The following is a 20,395-nucleotide window of genomic DNA, read 5'->3' as shown; positions in this document are numbered from 1 at the left end:
GCTCGCAATGACGATGAGGATCAGGCCGCCTTCTTGCGCTCCGCGATCCGCGTCAGGTCGGTCAGCAGCCGGCGCGTGCCCTTAAGCCGCTGCTCGGTCGTCTCGAAATCGTCGATGAAGACGACGCGCATGTCCGGGCGCACCTTCGCCAGCGTGCCGATCCTGGCGACATAGGAGACGAGCCCTTCCGGATTGGCGAACTCGTTGTCGCGGAAGGAGACGATGACGCCCTTCGGCCCGGCCTCGACCTTCTCGACATTGGCGCGCTTGCAGAGCGCCTTGATCGCGACGATCTCGAGCAGCTGCCGCACCTCCTCGGGCAATGGCCCGAAGCGGTCGACGAGCTCGGCGCCGAAGGACTGGATGTCGCCGTCGTCGTCCATGGTCGAGAGGCGCTTGTAGAGGGTCAGCCGGAGCGTGAGGTCGGCGACGTAATGCTCCGGGATCATCACCGGCGCGCCGATCTGGATCGCGGGCGACCATTGCGCGTCGGTCTCGAAATCGACGCCGGATTTCAGGGCGGCGACCGCCTCCTCCAGCATCTGCTGGTAGAGTTCGTAGCCGACCTCCTTGATATGGCCGGACTGCTCGTCGCCGAGCAGATTGCCGGCGCCGCGGATGTCGAGATCGTGGCTGGCGAGCTGGAAGCCGGCGCCGAGCGTGTCGAGCGACTGCAGCACCTTGAGGCGGCGCTCGGCCTGCTCGGTCAGCTTGCGGTTGGCCGGCATGGTGAAGAGCGCATAGGCGCGCACCTTCGAGCGGCCGACGCGGCCGCGGAGCTGGTAGAGCTGGGCCAGGCCGAACATGTCGGCGCGGTGGACGATCAGCGTGTTGGCGCTCGGGATGTCGAGGCCGGATTCGACGATCGTGGTCGAGAGCAGCACGTCGTACTGGCCCTCGTAGAACGCCGTCATCACGTCCTCGAGCTGGCCCGCCGCCATCTGGCCATGCGCGATGCCGACCTTGCATTCGGGCGCCTGCTTGTCGAGGAAGTCCTTGACGTCGGAGATGTCCTCGATGCGCGGCACGACATAGAAGGAGCGCCCGCCCCGATAGCGCTCGCGCAGCAGCGCCTCGCGCACGATCAGCGGGTCGAAGGGCGTGACGAAGGTGCGCACCGCGAGCCGGTCGACCGGCGGCGTCGCGATGATCGAGAGCTCGCGCACGCCGGTCATGGCGAGCTGGAGCGTGCGCGGGATCGGCGTCGCCGAGAGCGTCAGCATATGCACCTCGGCGCGGAACTCCTTGAGCCGCTCCTTGTGGGCGACGCCGAAATGCTGCTCCTCGTCGACGATGACGAGGCCGAGATCCTTGAACTCGACGCCCTTGCCGAGCAGCGCGTGGGTCCCGACGACGATGTCCATCGTGCCGTCCCTCACGCCCGCCTTGACCGCCTTCAGGTCCTGCGCGCCGACGAAACGCGAGGCCTGGCCGACATTGACCGGCAGGCCGGAGAAGCGCTCGGCGAAATTGCGGTAGTGCTGGCGCGCCAGCAGCGTCGTCGGGACCACGACCGCGACCTGCTTGCCGTTGAGCGCGCAGGCGAAGGCGGCCCGCAGCGCGACCTCGGTCTTGCCGAACCCGACATCGCCGCAGACCAGCCGGTCCATCGGCCGGCCCGCCGCCATGTCGTCGAGCACCGCGTCGATCGTCGTCTGCTGGTCCTCGGTCTCCTCGAACGGGAAGCGGGCGCAGAACTCGTCGTAGAGACCTGACTGCGGGATCAGGCGCGGCGCTTCCTTGAGGGCGCGCGCGGCGGCGATCGCGATCAGCTTGCCGGCCATCTCGCGGATGCGCTGCTTGAGCTTCGCCTTCCGGGCCTGCCAGCCGCCGCCGCCGAGCCGGTCGAGTGCGACCTCGGTATCCTCCGAGCCGTAGCGCGAGAGCAGCTCGATGTTCTCGACCGGCAGGAAGAGCTTGGCGTCCGAAGCGTAGTGGATCTCCAGGCAGTCATGCGGCGCGCCGGCGGCGGTGATCGATTTCAGCCCGATGAAGCGGCCGATGCCGTGGTCGACATGGACGACGAGATCGCCGGGCGAGAGCGAGGAGAGCTCGTTGATGAAATCCTGCGGCCGGCGCGACTTCTTGCGCGGGCGGACGAGGCGGTCGCCGAGAATGTCCTGCTCGCCGATGACCGCGAGCTTTCCGGCCTCGAAGCCGGTCTCGAAACCCCAGACGGCGAGCGCGACCGTGCCGGGCTTGAGATCGAAGGCGGCCCTGAGCGAGCCGGTCGCCTGCACGGTCTTGAGGCCGTGATCGGCGAGAACATGAGCCAGTCGCTCGCGCGAGCCTTCCGACCAGGCGGCGAGGATGACGCGGCGGCCGTCCTTCTCCAGCGCCTTCACATGGGCGACGGCGGCGTCGAAGACGCTGCCGGCATTGTCGGCGCGTTCGGCGGCGAAGCTGCGGCCCTGCCGCGCGCCGAGATCGACGATCAGCTTACCGTGGCTGTCGGGGAGCTGGAACGGCGTCAGCGACGCGACGCCGGACTGGTCGACGATGCCGCGCCAGTCTGCCGGCGACAGATAGAGCGCGTCGGGCTTGAGCGGCTTGTAGGGCATGCCCCCAGTGCTAGGCTGCTCCATCGCGGCCTTGCGGGCGTCGTAATAGTCCTTGATCAGGCTGATCCGCTCTCCGACCGCGTCCTCGGCCTGATGGTCGAGCACCAGCGGCACGTCGGGCAGATAGGTGAAGAGCGTGTCGAGGCTGGAAGCAAGCAGCGGCAGCCAGTGTTCGAGGCCGGCCGGGCGGCGGCCCTCGCTGACCGCCTCGTAGAGCGCGTCGTCGCGGCCCGGCGTGCCGAAATTCGCGATATAGCTTTGGCGAAAGCGCTTGATGCTCTCGCTCGTCATCTGCGCCTCTGACATCGGCACGAGATCGAGCCCGCGCATCTGCCCGGTGGTGCGCTGCGTCTCGGGATCGAAGGTGCGGATCGATTCCAGCGTGTCGCCGAAGAAGTCGAGCCGGATCGGCGCGGGCATGCCCGGCGGGTAGAGATCGACGATGCCGCCGCGCACCGCGAATTCGCCGGTCTCGCGCACGGTCGAGGTGCGCAGATAGCCGTTCATGTCGAGCCAGCGCGCGAGCTGGTCGGTGTCGACCATGTTGCCCGGCGCGGCCGAGAAGCTCTCGGACGCGACCTTGGAAAACGCCGGCACGCGCTGGAGCGCGGCGTTGACGGTGGTCAGCAGCAGGCGCGGCTTGTCGCCGGACTTGGTCTTGGCGAGCCGCGACAGCGTCGTCATGCGGTGCGCGACGATGCTCGGGGCCGGCGAGACCCGGTCATAGGGCTGGCAGTCCCAGGCCGGGAACGACATCACCTCGAGATCGGGCGCGACGAACTGCAGCGCGTTCTCCAGCACCTGCAGGCGCTGCCCGTCGCGCGCGACGAAGACGAGCATCGCCGGTCCTTCGGCCTTCTTCGCCCTGGCGCGGGTCAGGTCGGCGAGAAGGACGGCGTCGAAACCGTCCGACACGCCGGCGAGCACCGGCTTGTCGCCGCGATCGAGCCCGTCGAGGATGCGGTCGAGCTGGAGCTTTGCGATCTGGGCGGGAGGGGCGATGCTCATTGCAGGCAATCGTCAAGGGAAGCCGGCGCGGGGAACCCCTCTCCCGGATGGGAGAGGGGCAGGGGTGAGGGTGTGCCGCTGATTGTCGGGGCGCGACGGAACCGTTGCGCCTTCTTACTGCGATGGCGGGCCCTCATCCGGTCCTCCGGGCCACCTTCTCCCATTCGGGAGAAGGAACCGCGCGCGAGCTCACGCATGGATCGGCTTGCCGTGGTGGTGGAACGCCTTCAGCCGGCGGAAGACGTCGGTGTCGTAGTTGTCCGGCACCTGCGCCTCCCCCGTGATCCAGGAGATCAGGTCGCGGTCGAGCACCTCGATCAGGCGCTCGAACTCGTCGAGCTCGGCTTCGCTCAGATCGCCGATCGCGGCGTCGGCGAAGCGGCCCATGATCAGGTCGTTCTCGCGCATGCCGCGGTGCCACGACCTGAACAGGATCTTGCGCCGGCGCGGGTCGAGATCGGCGCTGGAGCGGGTCGAGCCGGACATGGGACAAACCTCTGGACTCAGGCGCGGGAATGGGGCCGGCCCCGTCGCGGAGCCTGCCGTCGCGGGCTATATAGCGTCGGCACCCGGCGAAGTCAGCGGCCCCGCGGCAGCAAACTTCGCGCTTCTGACAACGCCAGAGACCCCGCTTGCGTCCGACCCTGCTCGATCCGCTGTTCGCCACCGTCTCGACGCTGCCCGGCGTCGGACCGAAGACGGCCAAGGCGCTCGACAGGCTCCTGGGCGACGAGACCAGGCCGGCCCGCGTCGTCGACCTGCTGTTCTATCTGCCGACGGGGGCGATCGACCGGCGGCCGAGCGCGACGATCGCGGACGCGCCGATCGGCGACGTCGCGACCTTCAATGCGCGGGTGACCGAGCATCGCCCGCCTCCCGCGACCAAGGCCAAGGCGCCCTATCGCATCCTGGTCGAGGACGAGACCGGCGACGTGACGCTGGTGTTCTTCCACGCCGATGTCCGCCATCTGCTCCAGACCATGCCGATCGGCGCCTATCGCCTGATCTCGGGCAAGCTCGAACTCTGGGAAGGCATGCGCCAGATGGTGCATCCCGACCGCGCCCTCGATCCGAGGCTCGCGGCGACCATGCCGTCGATCGAGCCGGTCTATGGCCTGACCGAAGGCGTCGGGCCGCGCGTCATGACGCGGCTAGCCGCGAGCGCGGCCGAGAAATGCCCTGTCCTGGCGGAGTGGCAGGATCCGGCTTTCGTCGCCAAGGCCGGCTTCCCCTCCTTCGCGCAGGCGATGCAGGCGCTGCATCACCCGATGGACCTGAGGGCGATCGAGGGCGACACCCATGCCCGGCGCCGCGTCGCCTATGACGAGTTGCTGGCGAGCCAGATGGCGCTGGCGCTGGTGCGCCGCCAGCGGAAGAAGACGGCCGGCCGCGCCACGGCCGGCGATGGGACGCTGCGGCGCAAGGTGGAGGCCGCCCTGCCCTTTACACTGACGGACGGCCAGAAGCAGGCGCTCGCCGACATCCACGACGACATGGAAAAGCCCGAGCGCATGCTGCGGCTGCTGCAGGGCGATGTCGGCTCCGGCAAGACCGTCGTCGCGCTCATGGCGATGGCCGCCGCCGCCGAGGCCGGCCGGCAATCGGTGCTGATGGCCCCGACCGAAATCCTGGCGCGCCAGCATGCCGGGCGGCTGATGCCGCTGGCCGAGGCGGCCGGGCTGAAGCTCGCTCTGCTGACCGGCCGCGAGAAAGGCCCGGGCCGCGCCCGCGTTCTGGAGGAGCTGGCCAGCGGCGAGGTCGCGATCGCGGTCGGCACCCATGCGCTGTTCCAGGAGGGCGTCGCCTTCCGCGACCTCGCGCTCGCCATCGTCGACGAGCAGCACCGCTTCGGCGTGCATCAGCGCCTGCTGCTCGGCTCGAAGGGCGAGGCGGTCGATGTGCTGGTGATGACCGCGACGCCGATCCCGCGCACGCTCTCGCTGACCTGGTTCGGCGACATGGATATTTCCGTCCTCGCCGAAAAGCCCGCCGGCCGAAAGCCGATCGCGACCAAGGCGCTTCCGCTCGAGCGCCATGACGAGGTCGTCGCCGGACTCGGGCGTGCGATCGAGGCCGGCGCGCAGGTCTACTGGGTCTGCCCGCTGGTGCAGGAATCCGACCAGATCGACGTCGCCGCCGCGCAAGAGCGCTACGACGCGCTGCGCCAGGAGTTCGGTCCACAGGTCGGGCTGCTGCACGGCCAGATGCCCGGCCGCGACAAGGACGCGGCGATGGCCGATTTCGTCGCGGGGAGGACGCGCATCCTGGTCTCGACCACGGTGATCGAGGTCGGCGTCGACGTGCCCAACGCCAGCGTCATGGTGATCGAGCATGCCGAGCGCTTCGGGCTCGCGCAGCTCCACCAGCTGCGCGGGCGGATCGGACGCGGCTCGGCCGCCTCGACCTGCCTCCTGCTCTACAAGGGACCGCTCGGCCCGGTCGCCGAGGCGCGGCTCTCGATCATGCGCGAGACCGAGGACGGCTTTCGCATCGCCGAGGAAGACCTGCGCCTGCGCGGCGAGGGCGAGGTGCTGGGGACCAGGCAGTCCGGCTCGCCCGACTGGCGCATCGCGCGACCCGAGACGGACGGCGACCTGCTGGCGGCGGCGCGCGACGACGCGCGGCTGCTGATCGAGCGCGATCCCCATCTGGACGGGCCGCGCGGCGAGGCGGTCAGGACGCTGCTCTACCTGTTCGAGCGCGACGTCGCGATCAGGCTTCTGCGGGCGGGTTAGTCGCCGGCGTCAGCCTGGGCCCGGTCTCTCCCGGCTGGATCAGCCCCGCCGACATGATCAGCTTGGCGCCGTCCTCGACGGAGATGGTCAGCTCGACCACCTCCTTGCGCGGCAGATAGAAGAAGAACCCCGTGGTCGGGTTCGGCGTGCAGGGCAGGAAGACGCCGATCTGCTCCTCGCCGTCGGGCAGCATGCCGGCGATGTCCGGCGGAGCTTCCTGCGCGATGAAGACGATCGACCACATGCCGGGCTGCGGGAATTGCACCATGCCGACCTTGCGGAACGAGGTGCCCGACTGCGAGAAGATCGTCTCGAAGACCTGCTTGACGCCCTTGTAGAGGCTGCGCACCACCGGCATGCGGTTGAGGATCGCCTCGCCGGCGTCGACCAGCGTGCGCCCGACCAGATTGGCGGTCAGGAAGCCGAGCAGCGTCAGCCCGATCAGCCCGATGACGATGCCGAGCCCCGGAATCGGGAACGGCAGGTACGAATCGGGCAGATAGGCGGCCGGGATCAGCGGCTTCACCCAGCCGTCGATCAGGTTGACGAACCACCACGTCACCGAGGCGGTGATCGCGAGCGGGGCCGCCAGCACCAGCCCGGTGAAGAAATAGCGCCGGAAGCGCGTGCCGAGCGAGGGCCGCAGCAAATCGGTCTGGATCACGAGACGGGGGTCGATGGGACTTGGGTTCATCTGTCATCCGGACGGGTGGCGATCGCCCCTGGGCAGTCTTTTGCTGGCGACGCTGCGCCGCAATATGCGCAAGATAGGCGAGTTGGCGGCTTATACCACCCTCACCTTCGGCGATACGGGATCGGGCCGGTTTGGACAGCAAACGACCATTTCGGCTACGCCGCCCGCTCCTGCTCGCCGGCGGCTGGCTGTTCACCGCGCTCGGCGTGGTCGGGCTCATCCTGCCGGTCTGGCGAGCTTCGCACCGCTGGCGGCGACCGATGCGCCGCCGGTCGCGCTCTGGACAGCCGGCGCGGGCCTGCTGGCGGGGGCGCCTACGTCGCCAGCCGGCCGGAGCCGGCAGGCGACTGAGCGTCACTCGACCGTGACGGATTTCGCCAGATTGCGCGGCTGGTCGACGTCCTTGCCCATGAAGACGGCCGTCTGGTAGGCGATCATCTGGATCGGCAGGGCGTAGACCACGGCTGAGAAGACCGGGTCCATCTCCGGCAGGATGATGGTCGTCTCGGGCTCGATGCCGCATTCGGCCGCGCCCTTCGCGTCGGTGATCAGGATGATCCGCCCGCCGCGCGCCGCGACCTCCTGCATGTTCGACGCCGTCTTCTCGAAGAGCGCGTCATGCGGGGCGACGACGATGACCGGCATCGCCTCGTCGATCAGCGCGATCGGGCCATGCTTGAGCTCTCCGGCCGGATAACCTTCGGCGTGGATGTAGCTGATTTCCTTGAGCTTCAACGCGCCTTCCAGCGCCAGCGGGAACGAGGTTCCCCGGCCGAGATAGAGCACGTCCCCGGCCTTGGAGAGCTCGCGGGCGAGCTTCTCGATCTCGGGCTCGAGCTCCAGCGCCTTGGCCATCAGGCCGGGCAGCGCGATCAGGCTGCGGACATGGCGGGCCTCGTCCTCCGCCGTCAGCGTGCCGCGCGCCCTCGCCGCCGCCAGCGCCAGGCAGGCGAGCGCGGTCAACTGGCAGGTGAAGGCCTTGGTCGAGGCGACGCCGATCTCCGGGCCGGCCAGCGTCGGCGCGACGGCGTCGCTCTCGCGCGCGATCGTCGAAGTCGGCACGTTGACGATCGAAAGGATCGTCTGCTCCTCCTGGCGCGCATAGCGCAGGCAGGCGAGCGTGTCGGCGGTCTCGCCCGATTGCGAGACGAACAGCGCCAGCCCGTCCTTCGGCAGCGGGGCCTCGCGATAGCGGAACTCGGAGGCGACATCGATCTCGACCGGCAGCCGCGCCAGCTTCTCGAACCAGTATTTTCCGATCAGCCCGGCATAATAGGCGGTGCCGCAGGCGGACACCGACAGGCGCGACAGCGTCGCCCAGTCGATCTTGCCGGCGAAGGGCAGCCTGACCTTGCCCTCGACCATGTCGAGATACTGCGTCAGCGTGTGGCCGACGACCTCGGGCTGCTCGTAGATTTCCTTCGCCATGAAATGGCGGTGGTTGCCCTTCTCGACCAGGAACGCGCCGGCGGCGACGCGCTGGGCCCGGCGCTGCACCGGCCTGTTGTCCTTGTCGAAAAAGCTCGCGCCCTTGCGGTTGAGGACGACCCAGTCGCCCTCCTCCAGATAGGCGATCAGGCTGGTGAAGGGCGCGAGCGCGAGCGCGTCGGAACCGAGATACATCTCGCCGTCGCCGACGCCGACCGCGAGCGGCGAGCCCCTGCGCGCGCCGATCAGCAGGTCGTCCTCGCCCTGGAACAGGAAGGCGAGCGCGAATGCGCCGCGCAGCAGCGGCAGGCTCAGGCCCACCGCCTCGACCGGGCTCTTGCCGCGATCGAGCTCGCGCGTCACGAGATGGGCGACGATCTCGGTGTCGGTCTCGGTCGCGAAGAGGTAGCCGTCGGCCTGGAGCTCGGCGCGCAGCTCGCGGAAATTCTCGATGATGCCGTTGTGGACCACCGCGAGCTTCCCGGTGGCGTGCGGGTGGGCGTTGGTCTCGTTGGGCTTGCCATGCGTCGCCCAGCGGGTGTGGCCGATGCCGATCAGCCCGTCGAGAGGCTCGTTGGAGAGGCGGACCTCGAGGTTCCTGAGCTTGCCCTCGGCGCGCCGGCGCGTCAGCAGGCCGTTCTCCAGCGTCGCCACGCCGGCCGAGTCATAGCCGCGATATTCGAGCCGCCGCAGCGCCTCGACAACCTGCGTCGCGACCGCTTCCTTGCCCAGAATCCCCACGATGCCGCACATGCCAGACCCTCTTCAGCCGTTGCCGTCGGCTTTCGCATAGCGGCGAAAGGCGCTGCCGAAAAATCACTCTAGATGTCGAACTATGAACGCCGGCTTGCGCGGAAGCCGGATTCCAATGACTATTCCGGGGTTTTCGCCCTGGCTTCAGCCTTCCTTGCGGAAGCCTTCTCGCGGAAGGATTTCGCCCAGCCGTCGCGCTCGATCTGGCGCGCGCGCGACACGGCCAGCGCGTTGGCGGGCACGTCCTTCGTCACCACCGAGCCCGAGCCGACATAGGCCCCATCGCCGATCGTGACCGGCGCGACCAGCGACGAGTTCGAGCCGACGAAGGCTCCCGCGCCGATCACCGTCCTGTGCTTGAAGAAGCCGTCATAGTTGCAGGTGATCGTGCCGGCCCCGATATTCGCGCCGGCGCCGACGCTGGCGTCGCCGATATAGGTCAGGTGGCTGACCTTGGCCCCCTCGCCGATCTCGGCCGCCTTGACCTCGACGAAATTGCCGATCTTGGCGCCCGGGCCGAGCCTCGCGCCGGGACGCAACCGGCCATAGGGGCCGACGGTCGCGGCCTCGCCGACCAGCGCGCCTTCCAGATGCGAGAAGGCGTGGATCACCGCGCCGTCCGAGACAGTGACGCCCGGCCCGAACACGACATGCGGCTCGATCACGACGTCGCGGCCGATGATCGTGTCGAAGCTGAAGAACACCGTCTCGGGCGCGATCAGCGTCGCGCCGGCCAGCATGATCTCGCGGCGCTTGACGCGCTGGAACTCGGCCTCCACGGCGGCGAGCTGGACCCGGTCGTTGATGCCCTGGACCTCCGATTCGGGCGCGGTCAGCGAAACGGCCGACAAGCCCTCTGCCCGCGCCGCCGCGACCGCATCGGTCAGGTAGAACTCGTTCTGGGCGTTGGCGCTGCCGATGCCGTCGAGGATCGCCAGCGCGTGGCGGCCGTCGAGCGCCATCAGCCCGGCATTGCAGAGCGTGATCGCGCGCTGCCCGGCGCTGGCGTCCTTGTGCTCGACGATCGCCTCCAGCGCGTCGCCGCGCGTGACGAAGCGGCCATAGCCGGTCGGATCGCGCGCCACGAAGCCGAGCGCGGCGACGCCCGCGCCCTCCGCAAGCGCGCGACGCAGCGTCGCGAAGGTTTCCGGCCTGACCAGCGGCGTGTCGGCGAAGGCGACGATGACGTCGTCGTGGCCCCGCGCCAGCGCCTCGCGTGCGGCGAGAACGGCATGGGCGGTGCCCCTGCGCTCGGCCTGGATCACGACGCCGGCGGAGGGCAGGACCGCCTCGACCTCGGCCGCGACATCGGCGCGGTCGGGGCCGATCACGACGACGATCTCGTCCGCGCCGGCCTTGGCCACCGCCGCGAGCGCGTGACCGAGCATCGAACGGCCGGCGACCTCGTGCAGCACCTTCGGCCGGCGCGATCTCATGCGCGTGCCCTCGCCAGCCGCCAGGATGATGGCCAGGCAGGACCGGCCGGACTGCATTTCGGTCATGATTGTCGTTTCCCTTGCCGGCTCGCAGCAGGCGGTCGATCGCGCGCGGTCGCCTTGCGGGGCTGGGATAGCCGATCTCGCCGGCGTTTGCCAAAACGCTTGCCATCCTCTTGCCGCCCCCGCGCCGCCCACAGCCTGCCGCCTGCCGCTGCGACACCGGCGAAGAGCGATAACGATGATGCGGAACAATGCGCGCCCCGACCGAATTCGCAGCCGTGGCGGCTTTTCAGCCGGCGGCAAAATGCTCTAGAAGCGCATGGGGGCGAGGGCGTCGCCCGCCCAAGTTGGATATGATGGCGAAATCGTTGAATCGGCGGCAGTTTCTCGAAAGCTCGACGGGCGGGCTCGCAGCCGCTTCGCTGCTTGGCACAGGTCTCGCGCAGGCGCAGGGCGCGCCGCCCGCGCCGACACAGCCGCCCCAGGGCGAAGGCCAGCGTTTCGACCCGTCCTCGATCATCGAGACAGCCCGCGCCTTGGCGCGGCGGCCGCTGGCGCCGCTCGTGGCGACGGATCTGCCCGAGGGCTATGCGACGCTTCCTTTCGACCAGTATTCGGGAATCAGGGCGCAGCCCGGCAGCCTGATCTGGGCCGGCGAGAATCGCGGCTTCACCGTGGAGCCGCTGCATCGCGGCTATGTCTTCTCGAACCCGGTCAGCCTGTTCACGATCGAGGACGACACGGTGCGCCGCGTCGCCTTCGACCGCGGCAAGTTCGACTACGGCCGGGTCAATCCGCCGCCGGCCAATGTCGACCTGCAGTTCTCGGGGATGCGGATCGCGACCGGGCTGGAGCGGCCCTACGAGGTCGCGATCTTCCAGGGCGCGACCTTCTTCCGCTCGCTGGCGCGCGGGCAGAACTACGGCTCGATGGCGCGCGCCCTGATCCTGCGGCCGGGCGAGCAGCGCGGCGAGGAGATCCCGTTCTTCCGCGCCTTCTGGATCGAGCGGCCGAGCCCGGCCTCCGGCCTGCTCGTGGTCCATGCCCTGCTCGATTCCGAAAGCCTGACCGGCGCGCTCAGGATGACCCTGCGGCCCGGCGACGTCACGCTGATCGATGTCGAGATGACCCTGTTCGCCCGCCAGGCGCTCGACCATGTCGGCTTCGGCTGCACCATGGGCACCTTCCTGTCGGGACCGCAGAGCCGGCGCACCTTCGATGACATCCGGCCGGCCGTGCACGAGATCTCGGGCGTGCAGATGCTGACGGGCGCGGGCGAGTGGATCTACCGGCCGGTCAACAACCCGACCAATCTCCAGGTCTCGTCCTTCATGGACGCGAACCCGCGCGGCTTCGGCCTCGTCCAACGCGAGCGCGATCCGGCCGCCTTCCAGGACGACGACCAGCGCTACGAGTTGCGGCCGAGCGTCTGGACCGAGCCGCTCGGCGAATGGGGCCAGGGCTCGGTGCAGCTCATCGAAATCCCGAGCGATTCAGATATCAACGACAACGTCATCGCCTATTGGCGGCCGCGCGTCCCCTTCGCTCCAGGCAGCGAGACGACGATCGCCTATCGCCAGGCCTGGTGCTGGCAGCCGCCGGAACGCCCGGCGCTCGCCGTCGCCGGCCGGATGCGGCAGGGCCGCGGCTCGCAGGGGCGCAGGCGGCGCTTCATCGTGGATTTCACCGGCGACAGGCTGGCCGATGCTGCCACCGTCGCGGCGACGCGCGCCAACATCACGGCGACGCCCGGCGCGATCCAAAATGTCAGGCTCTGGCCCTATCCCGAGCGCAAGCTGATGCGCGTCGGATTCGAGGTCGATCCCGGCGCCGACAATCTCAGCGAGCTCAGGCTCGTGCTGCAGGCCGGCGGCCAGCCGGTCTCGGAAACCTGGCTCGACCGATGGACCTGGTGACCGCGGCGCGCCCGGAGGCCGCCGCCGGGACGACAGAGGAGGCGCCGATGGCGCCCGCCACGGCTCCTTCCGCGCCGGCGACGCCGCCGGAAAACCGGCTGATCATGCCGGTCCAGTCGTTCCGGAGCTGGCAGGCCTCGGAACGGCGCAAGCCGGCAGCGCCGGCGCGATGGACGACGCCCTGGCTGAAGCGGCTCTTCGTCTTCGGCGGCGCGCTGCTGGTCACCGGCTACGGCGCCTGGGAAATGTACAACGTCGTGTCGGTCAGCCGCACGACCTCGCTGCAGTACGCCCTGCTCGTGCTGTTCACGGTCAACTTCTCGTGGATCGCGCTCGCCTTCACCAGCGCCCTGCTCGGCTTCTTCGGCCTGCTCCTCGGCAAGGGGCTCGGCGGGAGGGTCGAAAGCCTGCGGCATCGCACCGTCGTCGTCATGCCGATCTACAACGAATCGACCGCGCGCACCTTCGCCGCGCTGGCGGCGATCCGCGAATCGGTCGAGGCGACGGGGCTCGGCGCGCATTTCGACTATTTCATCGTCTCCGACACGACGAACCCCGACATCTGGATCGCCGAGGAGCGCGCCTTCCTGGCCCTGCGCCGCCGGCTCGGACCCGACGCGCGCATCTATTATCGCCACCGCCCGAAGAACCATCACCGCAAGGCCGGCAACATCGCCGATTTCGTGACGCGCTGGGGCGGGCATTACGAGCATATGGTCGTGCTCGACGCCGACAGCCTGATGACCGGCACCTGCATCGTGCGCCTCGCCGCCGCGATGGAGGCCGACCCCGATTCCGGCATCATCCAGTCGCTGCCGCTGATCATCAACCGCAACACCTTCTTCGCCCGGCTGCAGCAGTTCGCGGCGCGGGTCTACGGCCCGGTCATCGCCACGGGACTGGCGATGTGGTCGGGCCGCGACGGCAACTACTGGGGCCACAACGCCATCATCCGGACGAAGGCCTTCGCGGATCATTGCGGCCTGCCCGATCTCAAGGGCAAGCCGCCCTTCGGCGGGCATGTGCTCTCCCATGATTTCGTCGAGGCGGCGCTGATGCGGCGCGCCGGCTGGTCGGTCTACATGCTGCCCGACCTGACGGGCTCCTATGAAGAAAGCCCGCCCTCGCTGATCGACATCTCGGTGCGCGACCGGCGCTGGTGCCAGGGCAACCTGCAGCATTCGCGCATCCTCGGCGCGAAGGGCTTCGTCTGGTCGACGCGGCAGCATTTCGCCACCGGCATCATGGGCTATCTCGCCTCGCCCTTCTGGCTGATGCAGCTCGTGGTCGGCACGCTGATCGTGCTCCAGGTCAGCTATGCGCGGCCTGAATATTTCACGGAGCAGTTCACGCTCTTCCCGGTCTGGCCGCGCTTCGACCCCGAGCGCGCGTTGAACCTGTTCGCTCTGACCATGGCGATCCTGCTCGCGCCGAAACTGTTCGGGCTGCTGCTGACCCTGTTCAACGGCAAGCTCAGGCGCGCCGGCGGCGGCGCGATCCGGCTCGTGATCTCGGCGATCATCGAGGTTCTGTTCTCGGCCTTCTTCGCCCCGATCATGATGCTGATCCAGTCGGGCTCGGTGTTCCAGATCCTGCTCGGGCGCGACACCGGCTGGAACCCGCAGCGGCGCGACGACGGCTCGATCCCGCTCAAGGACATCGTCCGCCGCCACCGCACGCACACCGCGCTCGGCGTCATCACCGGCATCTCGGCCTTCCTGATCGCGACCTCGCTGTTCGCCTGGATGTCGCCGACGATCGTCGGCCTCGTGCTGGCGATCCCGCTGTCATGGGCCTCGGGCCAGCTCGCGCTCGGGCTCTGGCTGAAGCGGCACAAGCTGCTGCTGACGCCGGAGGAAGGCGACCCGCCGGCGATCGCGCTGAGGGCCAACGTGCTGCAGGCGGAATTCGCCGAGGCCGGCTTCGACGAGGGCGACGGAATCGCGGCGCTGCATGCCGATCCGGCGCTGCGCGACGCGCATCAGGCGATGCTGCCCGAGGGCCAGGCGCGCCGGCGCGGCGACATCGAGCCCGACCGGGCCGTGGCGCAGGCCAAGCTGGTCGACGCCGAGACGATCCAGGACGCGACGATCTGGCTGAAGCCGAAGGAGCGCATGGTCGTGCTGCACGACCGCGCGCTGATCGGGCTGCTCGCCTCGCTGCCGCCGGAGCGTCCGGCCGCGTCCTGAGGCGGCCGGTTAGATCGCGGTGCGTCCCAACGGACGCAAAGTGACGATCTATCTCTTTATTCAAGCATCGGATTTTTCCAAAAAGCGGATTCCGCTTTTCGGTCCGATGCTCTACGCCGCCTCGAACGCGATGACGCAGCCGAAACCGGCCTCGGGCGAAAGCGAGATGCGTCCCTCGCCTTCATGGAACGAGATGTCCGCCCCGGACAGCCGTTGCTTGACCGCCCCCAGATCGGCGACCGAGACGCTGAAGCCGAGAAAGCGCGCCGGCGTCGGATCGGGCGCGACGCGGTAGATCGCCTCGGCCGCTTCCGCATCGAGCACGTCGATGCGTCCGCGCGGCAGCCCGACGACGAAATCCGCGTTGCCGTCGATGATCTCGGCCCCGCCCGTGAAAGCGGAAAGGAAGGCGCGATGAACCGCCGGCTCGTCAGCGACCATGATCGCCGCGGCGAGGCCGGTCGCGCCGTTGTCGTGCTGCTGGAAGGCCGGGTTCCAGAAATTCCGCGGCTCGTGCTGCTGGCAGACGAAGAAGCCGCATTCGGGCGCGGCCTCGTCGGCGGCGAAGGCGAGCGAGAAGGCGACGCGGACCTGCGAGCCGTCCGGGCGCAGCGCCGTCCGCTCGAAGAAGAACGGCTCGAAGTCGCCGATGCCGGCCGCCTTGTAGGTCGCCGCGTCGGCTTTCGCATCAGCGCTCTCCAGCACCAGCATCGCCATGCCCTCGCCGCGCGCGAGCGCGTCGCGCATGAAGGCGCCGAAGGAAAACCGCCCCGGCGCATGCGGCGGGATCGCCTGCGCGTCGCCGACCGTGAGCAGTTCGAGGAAGGCGCCGGGGAACTGCACGATGCGGTTCTCGGTGCCCCAGGGATGGCGGTTGCGCGCGCCGACCTTGAAGCCGAGCCGGGAATAGAACGCGCCCGCCGCGTCGAGATCGCGCACGCCGATGACGAGATGGTCGAGCCCGCGCGGGCTGGTGCTGGTCTGTTCAGGCATCGCAATCGCTTTCTCGGCTCGTCGGATGGCCTGCCTGTCTAGCAGGCGAAAGCGGCAGGGTCATGCCGCAAGCGCGAGTGTCTCACGGCTCGATGTAATGCGGCACGAAGCGCGAGGTGTTCCTGGTGATCGGCGTCACATCCTCCCGGACGCAGAGGCCGCAGGCCTGCGAGGCGACGAGCCAGGAGCCGAGCACGGCGAAGTTTCCGTCCGATTCGAACAGGTTGGGAGCCGCGTCCTGAAGCACGAAGCCCTCCGCGCCATAGGGACCGTCGTCGCTGTCGAGCACTTTTCCACGCTCGCTCAGCGTGACGTTGGCGCCCTCGCGCGAATAGAGCGGCTTGCGCACCCGGCGGGCCGAGAGCGTCTCGCAGCGCGGATCGCCCTCGAAGAAGGCCGGCAGCAGGTTGGGATGGCCGGGCTCCATCTCCCAGAGGCAGGCGAGCAGGCCCTTGTTCGAGACGATCGCCTTCCAGGGCGGTTCGACGAACTGGCAGCGCGAACCGCTGAGCGCTTCGGCGTAGCGCTCGCGGAAGAGCCATTCCCAGGGATAGAGCTTGAACAGCGTCTCGATCGGCTGGTTGGCGCCGTCGCAGAAGCGCCCGTCGGAAAGCAGGCCGATCTCCTCGATGTAGCTGAAGCGCGCGTCGAGCCCGGCCTGCTTCGCGCAATCCATCAGGTAGTCGACCGTGCCCTTGTCCTCGTCGCTGTTCTGGACACAGGACAGATGCAGCCTGAAAGGCGACGGCTCGCGCAGGCCCGCAAACGCCGCGATCAGCCGCCCGTGCAGCGAATTGAACTGGTCGCACCCCTTCGGCAGCGTGCCCAGCGCCATCGCCTGCTCCAGCCAGTCCCATTGCACGACCGCCGATTCGAACAGGGCGGTCGGCGTATCCGCGTTGTATTCCAGGAGCTTGGCCGGGCCTCTTCCATCATAGGCGAGGTCGAGCCGGCCGTAGAGATTGCGGTCGCCGCGCTGCCATGACGACCGGATGAAGTCCCATTGCGCCGGAGGGATCGCGAGCTTCGTCAGGATCGCCTCGTTGCCCAGCGCCGTGTCGATGAAGGCGAAGCAGAGCTGCTCGATCGCCTCGGTCGGCGCCTCGATGTCGCGCTCGATCTCGTCCAGCGTGAAGGCGTAGGCGACGCTCTCGTCCCAATAGGTCGCGCCGTCGATGGTGTGGAAGGCGAAGCCCAGCCGCTCGACCTGGGGTCGCCAGTCCGCGCGCGGGGGCAGCGTAACGCGGCGCATCGCTCAGGAGGAAGAAGACGAGGCGAACGAGCGCGAGGTCGAGCCGAAGCCGCCGCGCGAGGCGACGCCGGGGACGCTGGCGACGCCGGTCGAGGAGACGTTGCGCGCGACCAGCGCCTGACCCGACGTGGTCGAATAGGCGCGCGAACGGCCGCCGCCGCCGTAACTGCCGCCGCCGGACGAACCGGAGGACGACCGGGCCTGCTGGCATTCCGGTTGCTGGCTGCCGGGCGGGCAGGCCTGTTGCGTCGGCGGCAGCAAAGGCTGCGCCGCGCCGCCGCCCGAGGCGAAACTTCGCGCCAGCAGGATGCCCGCCAGCGCCGGGACGAAGATCTGCGCGCCGTTCCAGGTCGCGTTCCGACAGGAGCCCGCGCCGTACTCCGTCTCGCAGCTCGCATTGTCGCTGAACTTCCTGGCGTCGCGCAGATGGTTGGCCGAGGCCTCGTTGAAGCGCTGCTCGCATTGGCTCGCCGAGAGCTGGCCGGCCGCGCGGCAATCGGCGAGCGAGTTGTAGACGAGCGATTCCTCCTCGCTGCCGCCGCCGAAATACGACCAGCCGGCGGCGACCAAGACGACGCCCGCCGCCGCCAGACCGATCTGCGTCGAGCGTTTCATCGCCGCCCTCCCCGCCTCAGGCGGTCATGCTGGCGGCGGCCAGCGTGCCGGAAATGACCGCGATGACGGCGAGCATCGCCGCCGACGGCAGGCGGTCCTCCCCGATCTTGCGCGAGAGGTCCGGGATCAGGATGCGCGCGCCGCCATAGGCCGCGAACTGGATCAGCATCGCCGCGAGCGCCCAGATCAGCAGATCGGGAATGCTGCTCGCCTGCGCGATCGCCTTCTCCAGCGGGATCGAGAAGCCGGCGACGTTGCCGCCGAGCGCGACCGCCGCCGAGAGATTGCCGCCGCGGATCAGCGCGATCTCGTCATGGGCGGTGAATTTCAGATAGACCGCCGCGAAACAGGCGATCAGCGCGACGCCGAGGCAGAAATACAGCAGGAACGCGGGAAGCCCCGCCATCGAGATCGCCATGCCGCCGCCCCGCGCGCCGAGATCGTAATAGGCTCACTATACGTCACAAGTCTGGGCGCGCCAGTGGCTCGGGGAACCCCTCACGGCCAGGTCGGATGACTTCCGCTCGTGACTGTGAATTACTCATGCGCGTGAAAGTCGGCCGCCCTCACACCAGCCGGCTCTGCACCAGCGCCGCCTCGACGAAGCTCGCGAACAGCGGGTGCGGCTCGAAGGGCCGCGATTTCAGCTCGGGGTGGTATTGCACGCCGATGAACCAGGGGTGGTCGGGATATTCGACCGTCTCGGGCAGCAGGCCGTCGGGCGAGAGCCCGCAGAAGCTCAGGCCCCTGGCCTCCAGCCGCTCGCGATAGCCCATATTGACCTCGTAGCGGTGGCGGTGGCGCTCGGAAATCTGGGTCGAGCCGTAGATCTCGGCGATCTTGGAGCCGGCGGCCAGGGTCGAGGCATAGGCGCCGAGCCGCATCGTGCCGCCGAGGTCGCCATTGGCGGCGCGCTGCTCCAGCTCGTTGCCGCGCATCCATTCGGTCATCAGGCCGACGACCGGCTCGGTGGTGGGTCCGAACTCGGTCGAGTTGGCGTCGGGAATCCGCGCCAGCGAGCGCGCCGCCTCGATCACGGCCATCTGCATGCCGAAGCAGATGCCGAAATAGGGCACCCTGCGCTGCCTCGCGAAGCTCGCCGCCCTGATCTTGCCCTCGGCGCCGCGATGGCCGAAGCCGCCGGGCACCAGGATGCCGTGGACATGCTCGAGGAAGGGCGTCGGATCCTCCTTCTCGAAGACCTCCGACTCGATCCAGTCGAGGTTGACCTTGACGCGGTTGGCGATGCCGCCATGCATCAGCGCCTCGATCAGGGATTTGTAGGCGTCCTTCATCCCCGTGTATTTGCCGACGATGGCGATGGTGACCTCGCCCTCGGGGCTCTTGACCCGCTCGGAGATGCGCTTCCAGTTCGAGATGTCGGGCTCGGCCGAATGGTCCATGCCGAAGGCGGCGAGCACCTCGTTGTCGAGCCCCTCGGCGTGATAGGACAGCGGCACGTCGTAGATCGAGGCGACGTCGCGGGCCTCGATCACGGCGGTCTCGCGGACATTGCAGAACAAGGCGAGCTTGCGGCGCTCCTCGCGCGGGATCTCGCGATCGGTGCGGCAGAGCAGGATGTCGGGCTGGATGCCGATCGAGCGCAGTTCCGCGACCGAATGCTGCGTCGGCTTGGTCTTCAGTTCGCCGGCGGTGGGGATGTAGGGCAGCAGCGTCAGATGGATGAAGATGCACTGGTTGCGCGGAAGCTGCTGATTGACCTGCCGGATGGCTTCCAGGAAGGGCAGGCTCTCGATGTCGCCGACGGTGCCGCCGATCTCGACCAGGGTGAAGTCGTAAGACTCGTTGCCGTCGAGGATGAACTCCTTGATCGCGTTGGTGACGTGCGGAACGACCTGGATGGTCGCGCCGAGATAGTCGCCGCGGCGCTCCTTGGTCAGGATGTCCATGTAGATGCGGCCGGTGGTGATGTTGTCGCCCTTGTTGCAGGGCCGGCCGGTGAAGCGCTCGTAATGGCCGAGGTCGAGATCGGTCTCGGCCCCGTCGTCGGTGACGAAGACCTCGCCATGCTGATACGGGCTCATCGTGCCTGGATCGACGTTGAGATAAGGGTCGAGCTTGCGCAGCCGGACCGTGTGGCCACGCGCCTGCAGGAGGGCGGCGAGCGCCGCCGCCGCCAGGCCCTTGCCCAGCGAAGACACCACGCCGCCGGTGATGAAAACATACCGCGTCATGGGAGGTCACCTCTAACCACGGGATTTCGATTCGCTAGGCCCGACCGTGCAGGCAGGGCTTGCGCGGCGCGCTTGTCCACATGAAGAGAGCGGCCGGCCCGGACGTTCTCAGCCAAAAGAGAAGGGCCGGTTGCCCGGCCCCTGCCCCGTCTCGACTACTGCTGCGGCGCGGGCGCCGGAGGCGTCGGCGGCTGCGCGCCGCCGCTCGGCGCCTGCATCCGCCGCAGCTGGTCGAGCACGCCGCCCGCGTTCGGGGCGCTCGGCCCGGTCGGGTTGGCGGGCGCGGTCGTGCCCGGCGCGCCGTCGATGATCGAACGCTGGACGCGGCTGCGATTGGCGATCACAGCCAGCGCGATCGAGGTCAGGAAGAAGGCGGCCGCCAGGATCGCGGTGGCCCGCGTCAGGGCGTTGGCCTGGCCCCGGCCGGTCATGAAGCCGCCGGCTCCGCCGCCGCCGGAGCCCATGCCGAGCCCGCCGCCCTCGGAGCGCTGCAGCAGGACGACGCCGACGAGCGCGATCACGATGATCAGGTGGATGACGATGAGAACGTTCTGCATGGACTCACGAAAAAGTGTCGGGCTCAGGAAATGGGTATGGAGCGCGCCGCCGCCAAGAGC

The 20,395-nt window shown here is 68.8% G+C and carries 14 protein-coding genes; 3 read left to right on the top strand and 11 right to left on the bottom strand.

The features are described from left to right. Positions 1-20: 20 nt before the first annotated feature. A complete protein-coding gene (gene mfd, locus AC1RRW_RS03500; RefSeq protein WP_492899144.1) occupies positions 21-3,569 on the bottom strand; it encodes a transcription-repair coupling factor in 3,549 nt (1,182 codons plus the stop codon). Between the two features lie 189 nt (positions 3,570-3,758). Then, the gene (locus AC1RRW_RS03495) at positions 3,759-4,055 is read right to left on the bottom strand and encodes an FAD assembly factor SdhE (RefSeq protein WP_492899143.1); all 297 of its coding nucleotides are present in this window, start codon (positions 4,053-4,055) and stop codon (positions 3,759-3,761) included. 146 nt (positions 4,056-4,201) lie between these two features. Between AC1RRW_RS03495 and recG the strand changes: the two genes are divergently transcribed. Beyond that, the gene (recG, locus tag AC1RRW_RS03490; protein ID WP_492899142.1) at positions 4,202-6,304 is read left to right on the top strand and encodes an ATP-dependent DNA helicase RecG; all 2,103 of its coding nucleotides are present in this window, start codon (positions 4,202-4,204) and stop codon (positions 6,302-6,304) included. Here recG and AC1RRW_RS03485 read toward each other — a convergent pair. The 3 genes from AC1RRW_RS03485 to glmU all read right to left on the bottom strand — a co-directional run bounded on the left by AC1RRW_RS03485 (position 6,282) and on the right by glmU (position 10,672). Then, positions 6,282-6,998 carry a DUF502 domain-containing protein gene (locus AC1RRW_RS03485; RefSeq protein WP_492899141.1) on the bottom strand — a complete coding sequence of 239 codons (717 nt, stop codon included), beginning with the start codon at positions 6,996-6,998 and terminating at the stop codon, positions 6,282-6,284. The genes recG and AC1RRW_RS03485 overlap by 23 nt on opposite strands. Positions 6,999-7,352: 354 nt before the next feature. Continuing rightward, on the bottom strand, positions 7,353-9,179 hold the full coding sequence (gene glmS, locus AC1RRW_RS03480) for a glutamine--fructose-6-phosphate transaminase (isomerizing) (protein WP_492899140.1): 1,827 nt from the start codon (positions 9,177-9,179) through the stop codon (positions 7,353-7,355). Between the two features lie 119 nt (positions 9,180-9,298). Then, entirely contained in the window at positions 9,299-10,672 is a 1,374-nt protein-coding gene (gene glmU, locus AC1RRW_RS03475) for a bifunctional UDP-N-acetylglucosamine diphosphorylase/glucosamine-1-phosphate N-acetyltransferase GlmU (protein ID WP_492899395.1), read from the bottom strand. A gap of 314 nt (positions 10,673-10,986) precedes the next feature. Here glmU and AC1RRW_RS03470 point away from each other — a divergent pair, with 314 nt between their 5' ends. Both AC1RRW_RS03470 and mdoH read left to right on the top strand, forming a co-directional pair. Next, a complete protein-coding gene (locus AC1RRW_RS03470; RefSeq protein WP_492899139.1) occupies positions 10,987-12,534 on the top strand; it encodes an OpgD/OpgG family glucan biosynthesis protein in 1,548 nt (515 codons plus the stop codon). Between the two features lie 47 nt (positions 12,535-12,581). Continuing rightward, positions 12,582-14,723, top strand: coding sequence for a glucans biosynthesis glucosyltransferase MdoH (mdoH, locus tag AC1RRW_RS03465; RefSeq protein ID WP_492899394.1), 2,142 nt, complete (start codon positions 12,582-12,584; stop codon positions 14,721-14,723). 111 nt (positions 14,724-14,834) lie between these two features. Here the strand turns inward: mdoH and AC1RRW_RS03460 are convergent, their stop codons facing one another. The 6 genes from AC1RRW_RS03460 to secG all read right to left on the bottom strand — a co-directional run bounded on the left by AC1RRW_RS03460 (position 14,835) and on the right by secG (position 20,335). Then, on the bottom strand, positions 14,835-15,716 hold the full coding sequence (locus AC1RRW_RS03460; RefSeq protein WP_492899138.1) for a VOC family protein: 882 nt from the start codon (positions 15,714-15,716) through the stop codon (positions 14,835-14,837). A gap of 82 nt (positions 15,717-15,798) precedes the next feature. Next, positions 15,799-16,968 carry a glutathionylspermidine synthase family protein gene (locus AC1RRW_RS03455; RefSeq protein WP_492899137.1) on the bottom strand — a complete coding sequence of 390 codons (1,170 nt, stop codon included), beginning with the start codon at positions 16,966-16,968 and terminating at the stop codon, positions 15,799-15,801. 3 nt (positions 16,969-16,971) lie between these two features. Further along, on the bottom strand, positions 16,972-17,583 hold the full coding sequence (locus AC1RRW_RS03450; RefSeq protein ID WP_492899136.1) for a DUF1190 domain-containing protein: 612 nt from the start codon (positions 17,581-17,583) through the stop codon (positions 16,972-16,974). 16 nt (positions 17,584-17,599) lie between these two features. Then, the gene (locus AC1RRW_RS03445) at positions 17,600-18,001 is read right to left on the bottom strand and encodes a DUF350 domain-containing protein (RefSeq protein ID WP_492899135.1); all 402 of its coding nucleotides are present in this window, start codon (positions 17,999-18,001) and stop codon (positions 17,600-17,602) included. Between the two features lie 148 nt (positions 18,002-18,149). Next, positions 18,150-19,778: a CTP synthase gene (gene pyrG / locus AC1RRW_RS03440; RefSeq protein ID WP_492899134.1), complete on the bottom strand. Its 1,629-nt coding sequence runs from the start codon at positions 19,776-19,778 to the stop codon at positions 18,150-18,152. A 155-nt stretch (positions 19,779-19,933) separates the two neighbouring features. Continuing rightward, on the bottom strand, positions 19,934-20,335 hold the full coding sequence (gene secG / locus AC1RRW_RS03435; protein WP_492899133.1) for a preprotein translocase subunit SecG: 402 nt from the start codon (positions 20,333-20,335) through the stop codon (positions 19,934-19,936). Between the last annotated feature and the right edge of the window lie 60 nt (positions 20,336-20,395).

It is taken from the genome of Allobosea sp. GW821-FHT12C12, from assembly GCF_058807355.1.
This window is presented reverse-complemented; position numbering and strand designations above follow the sequence as displayed.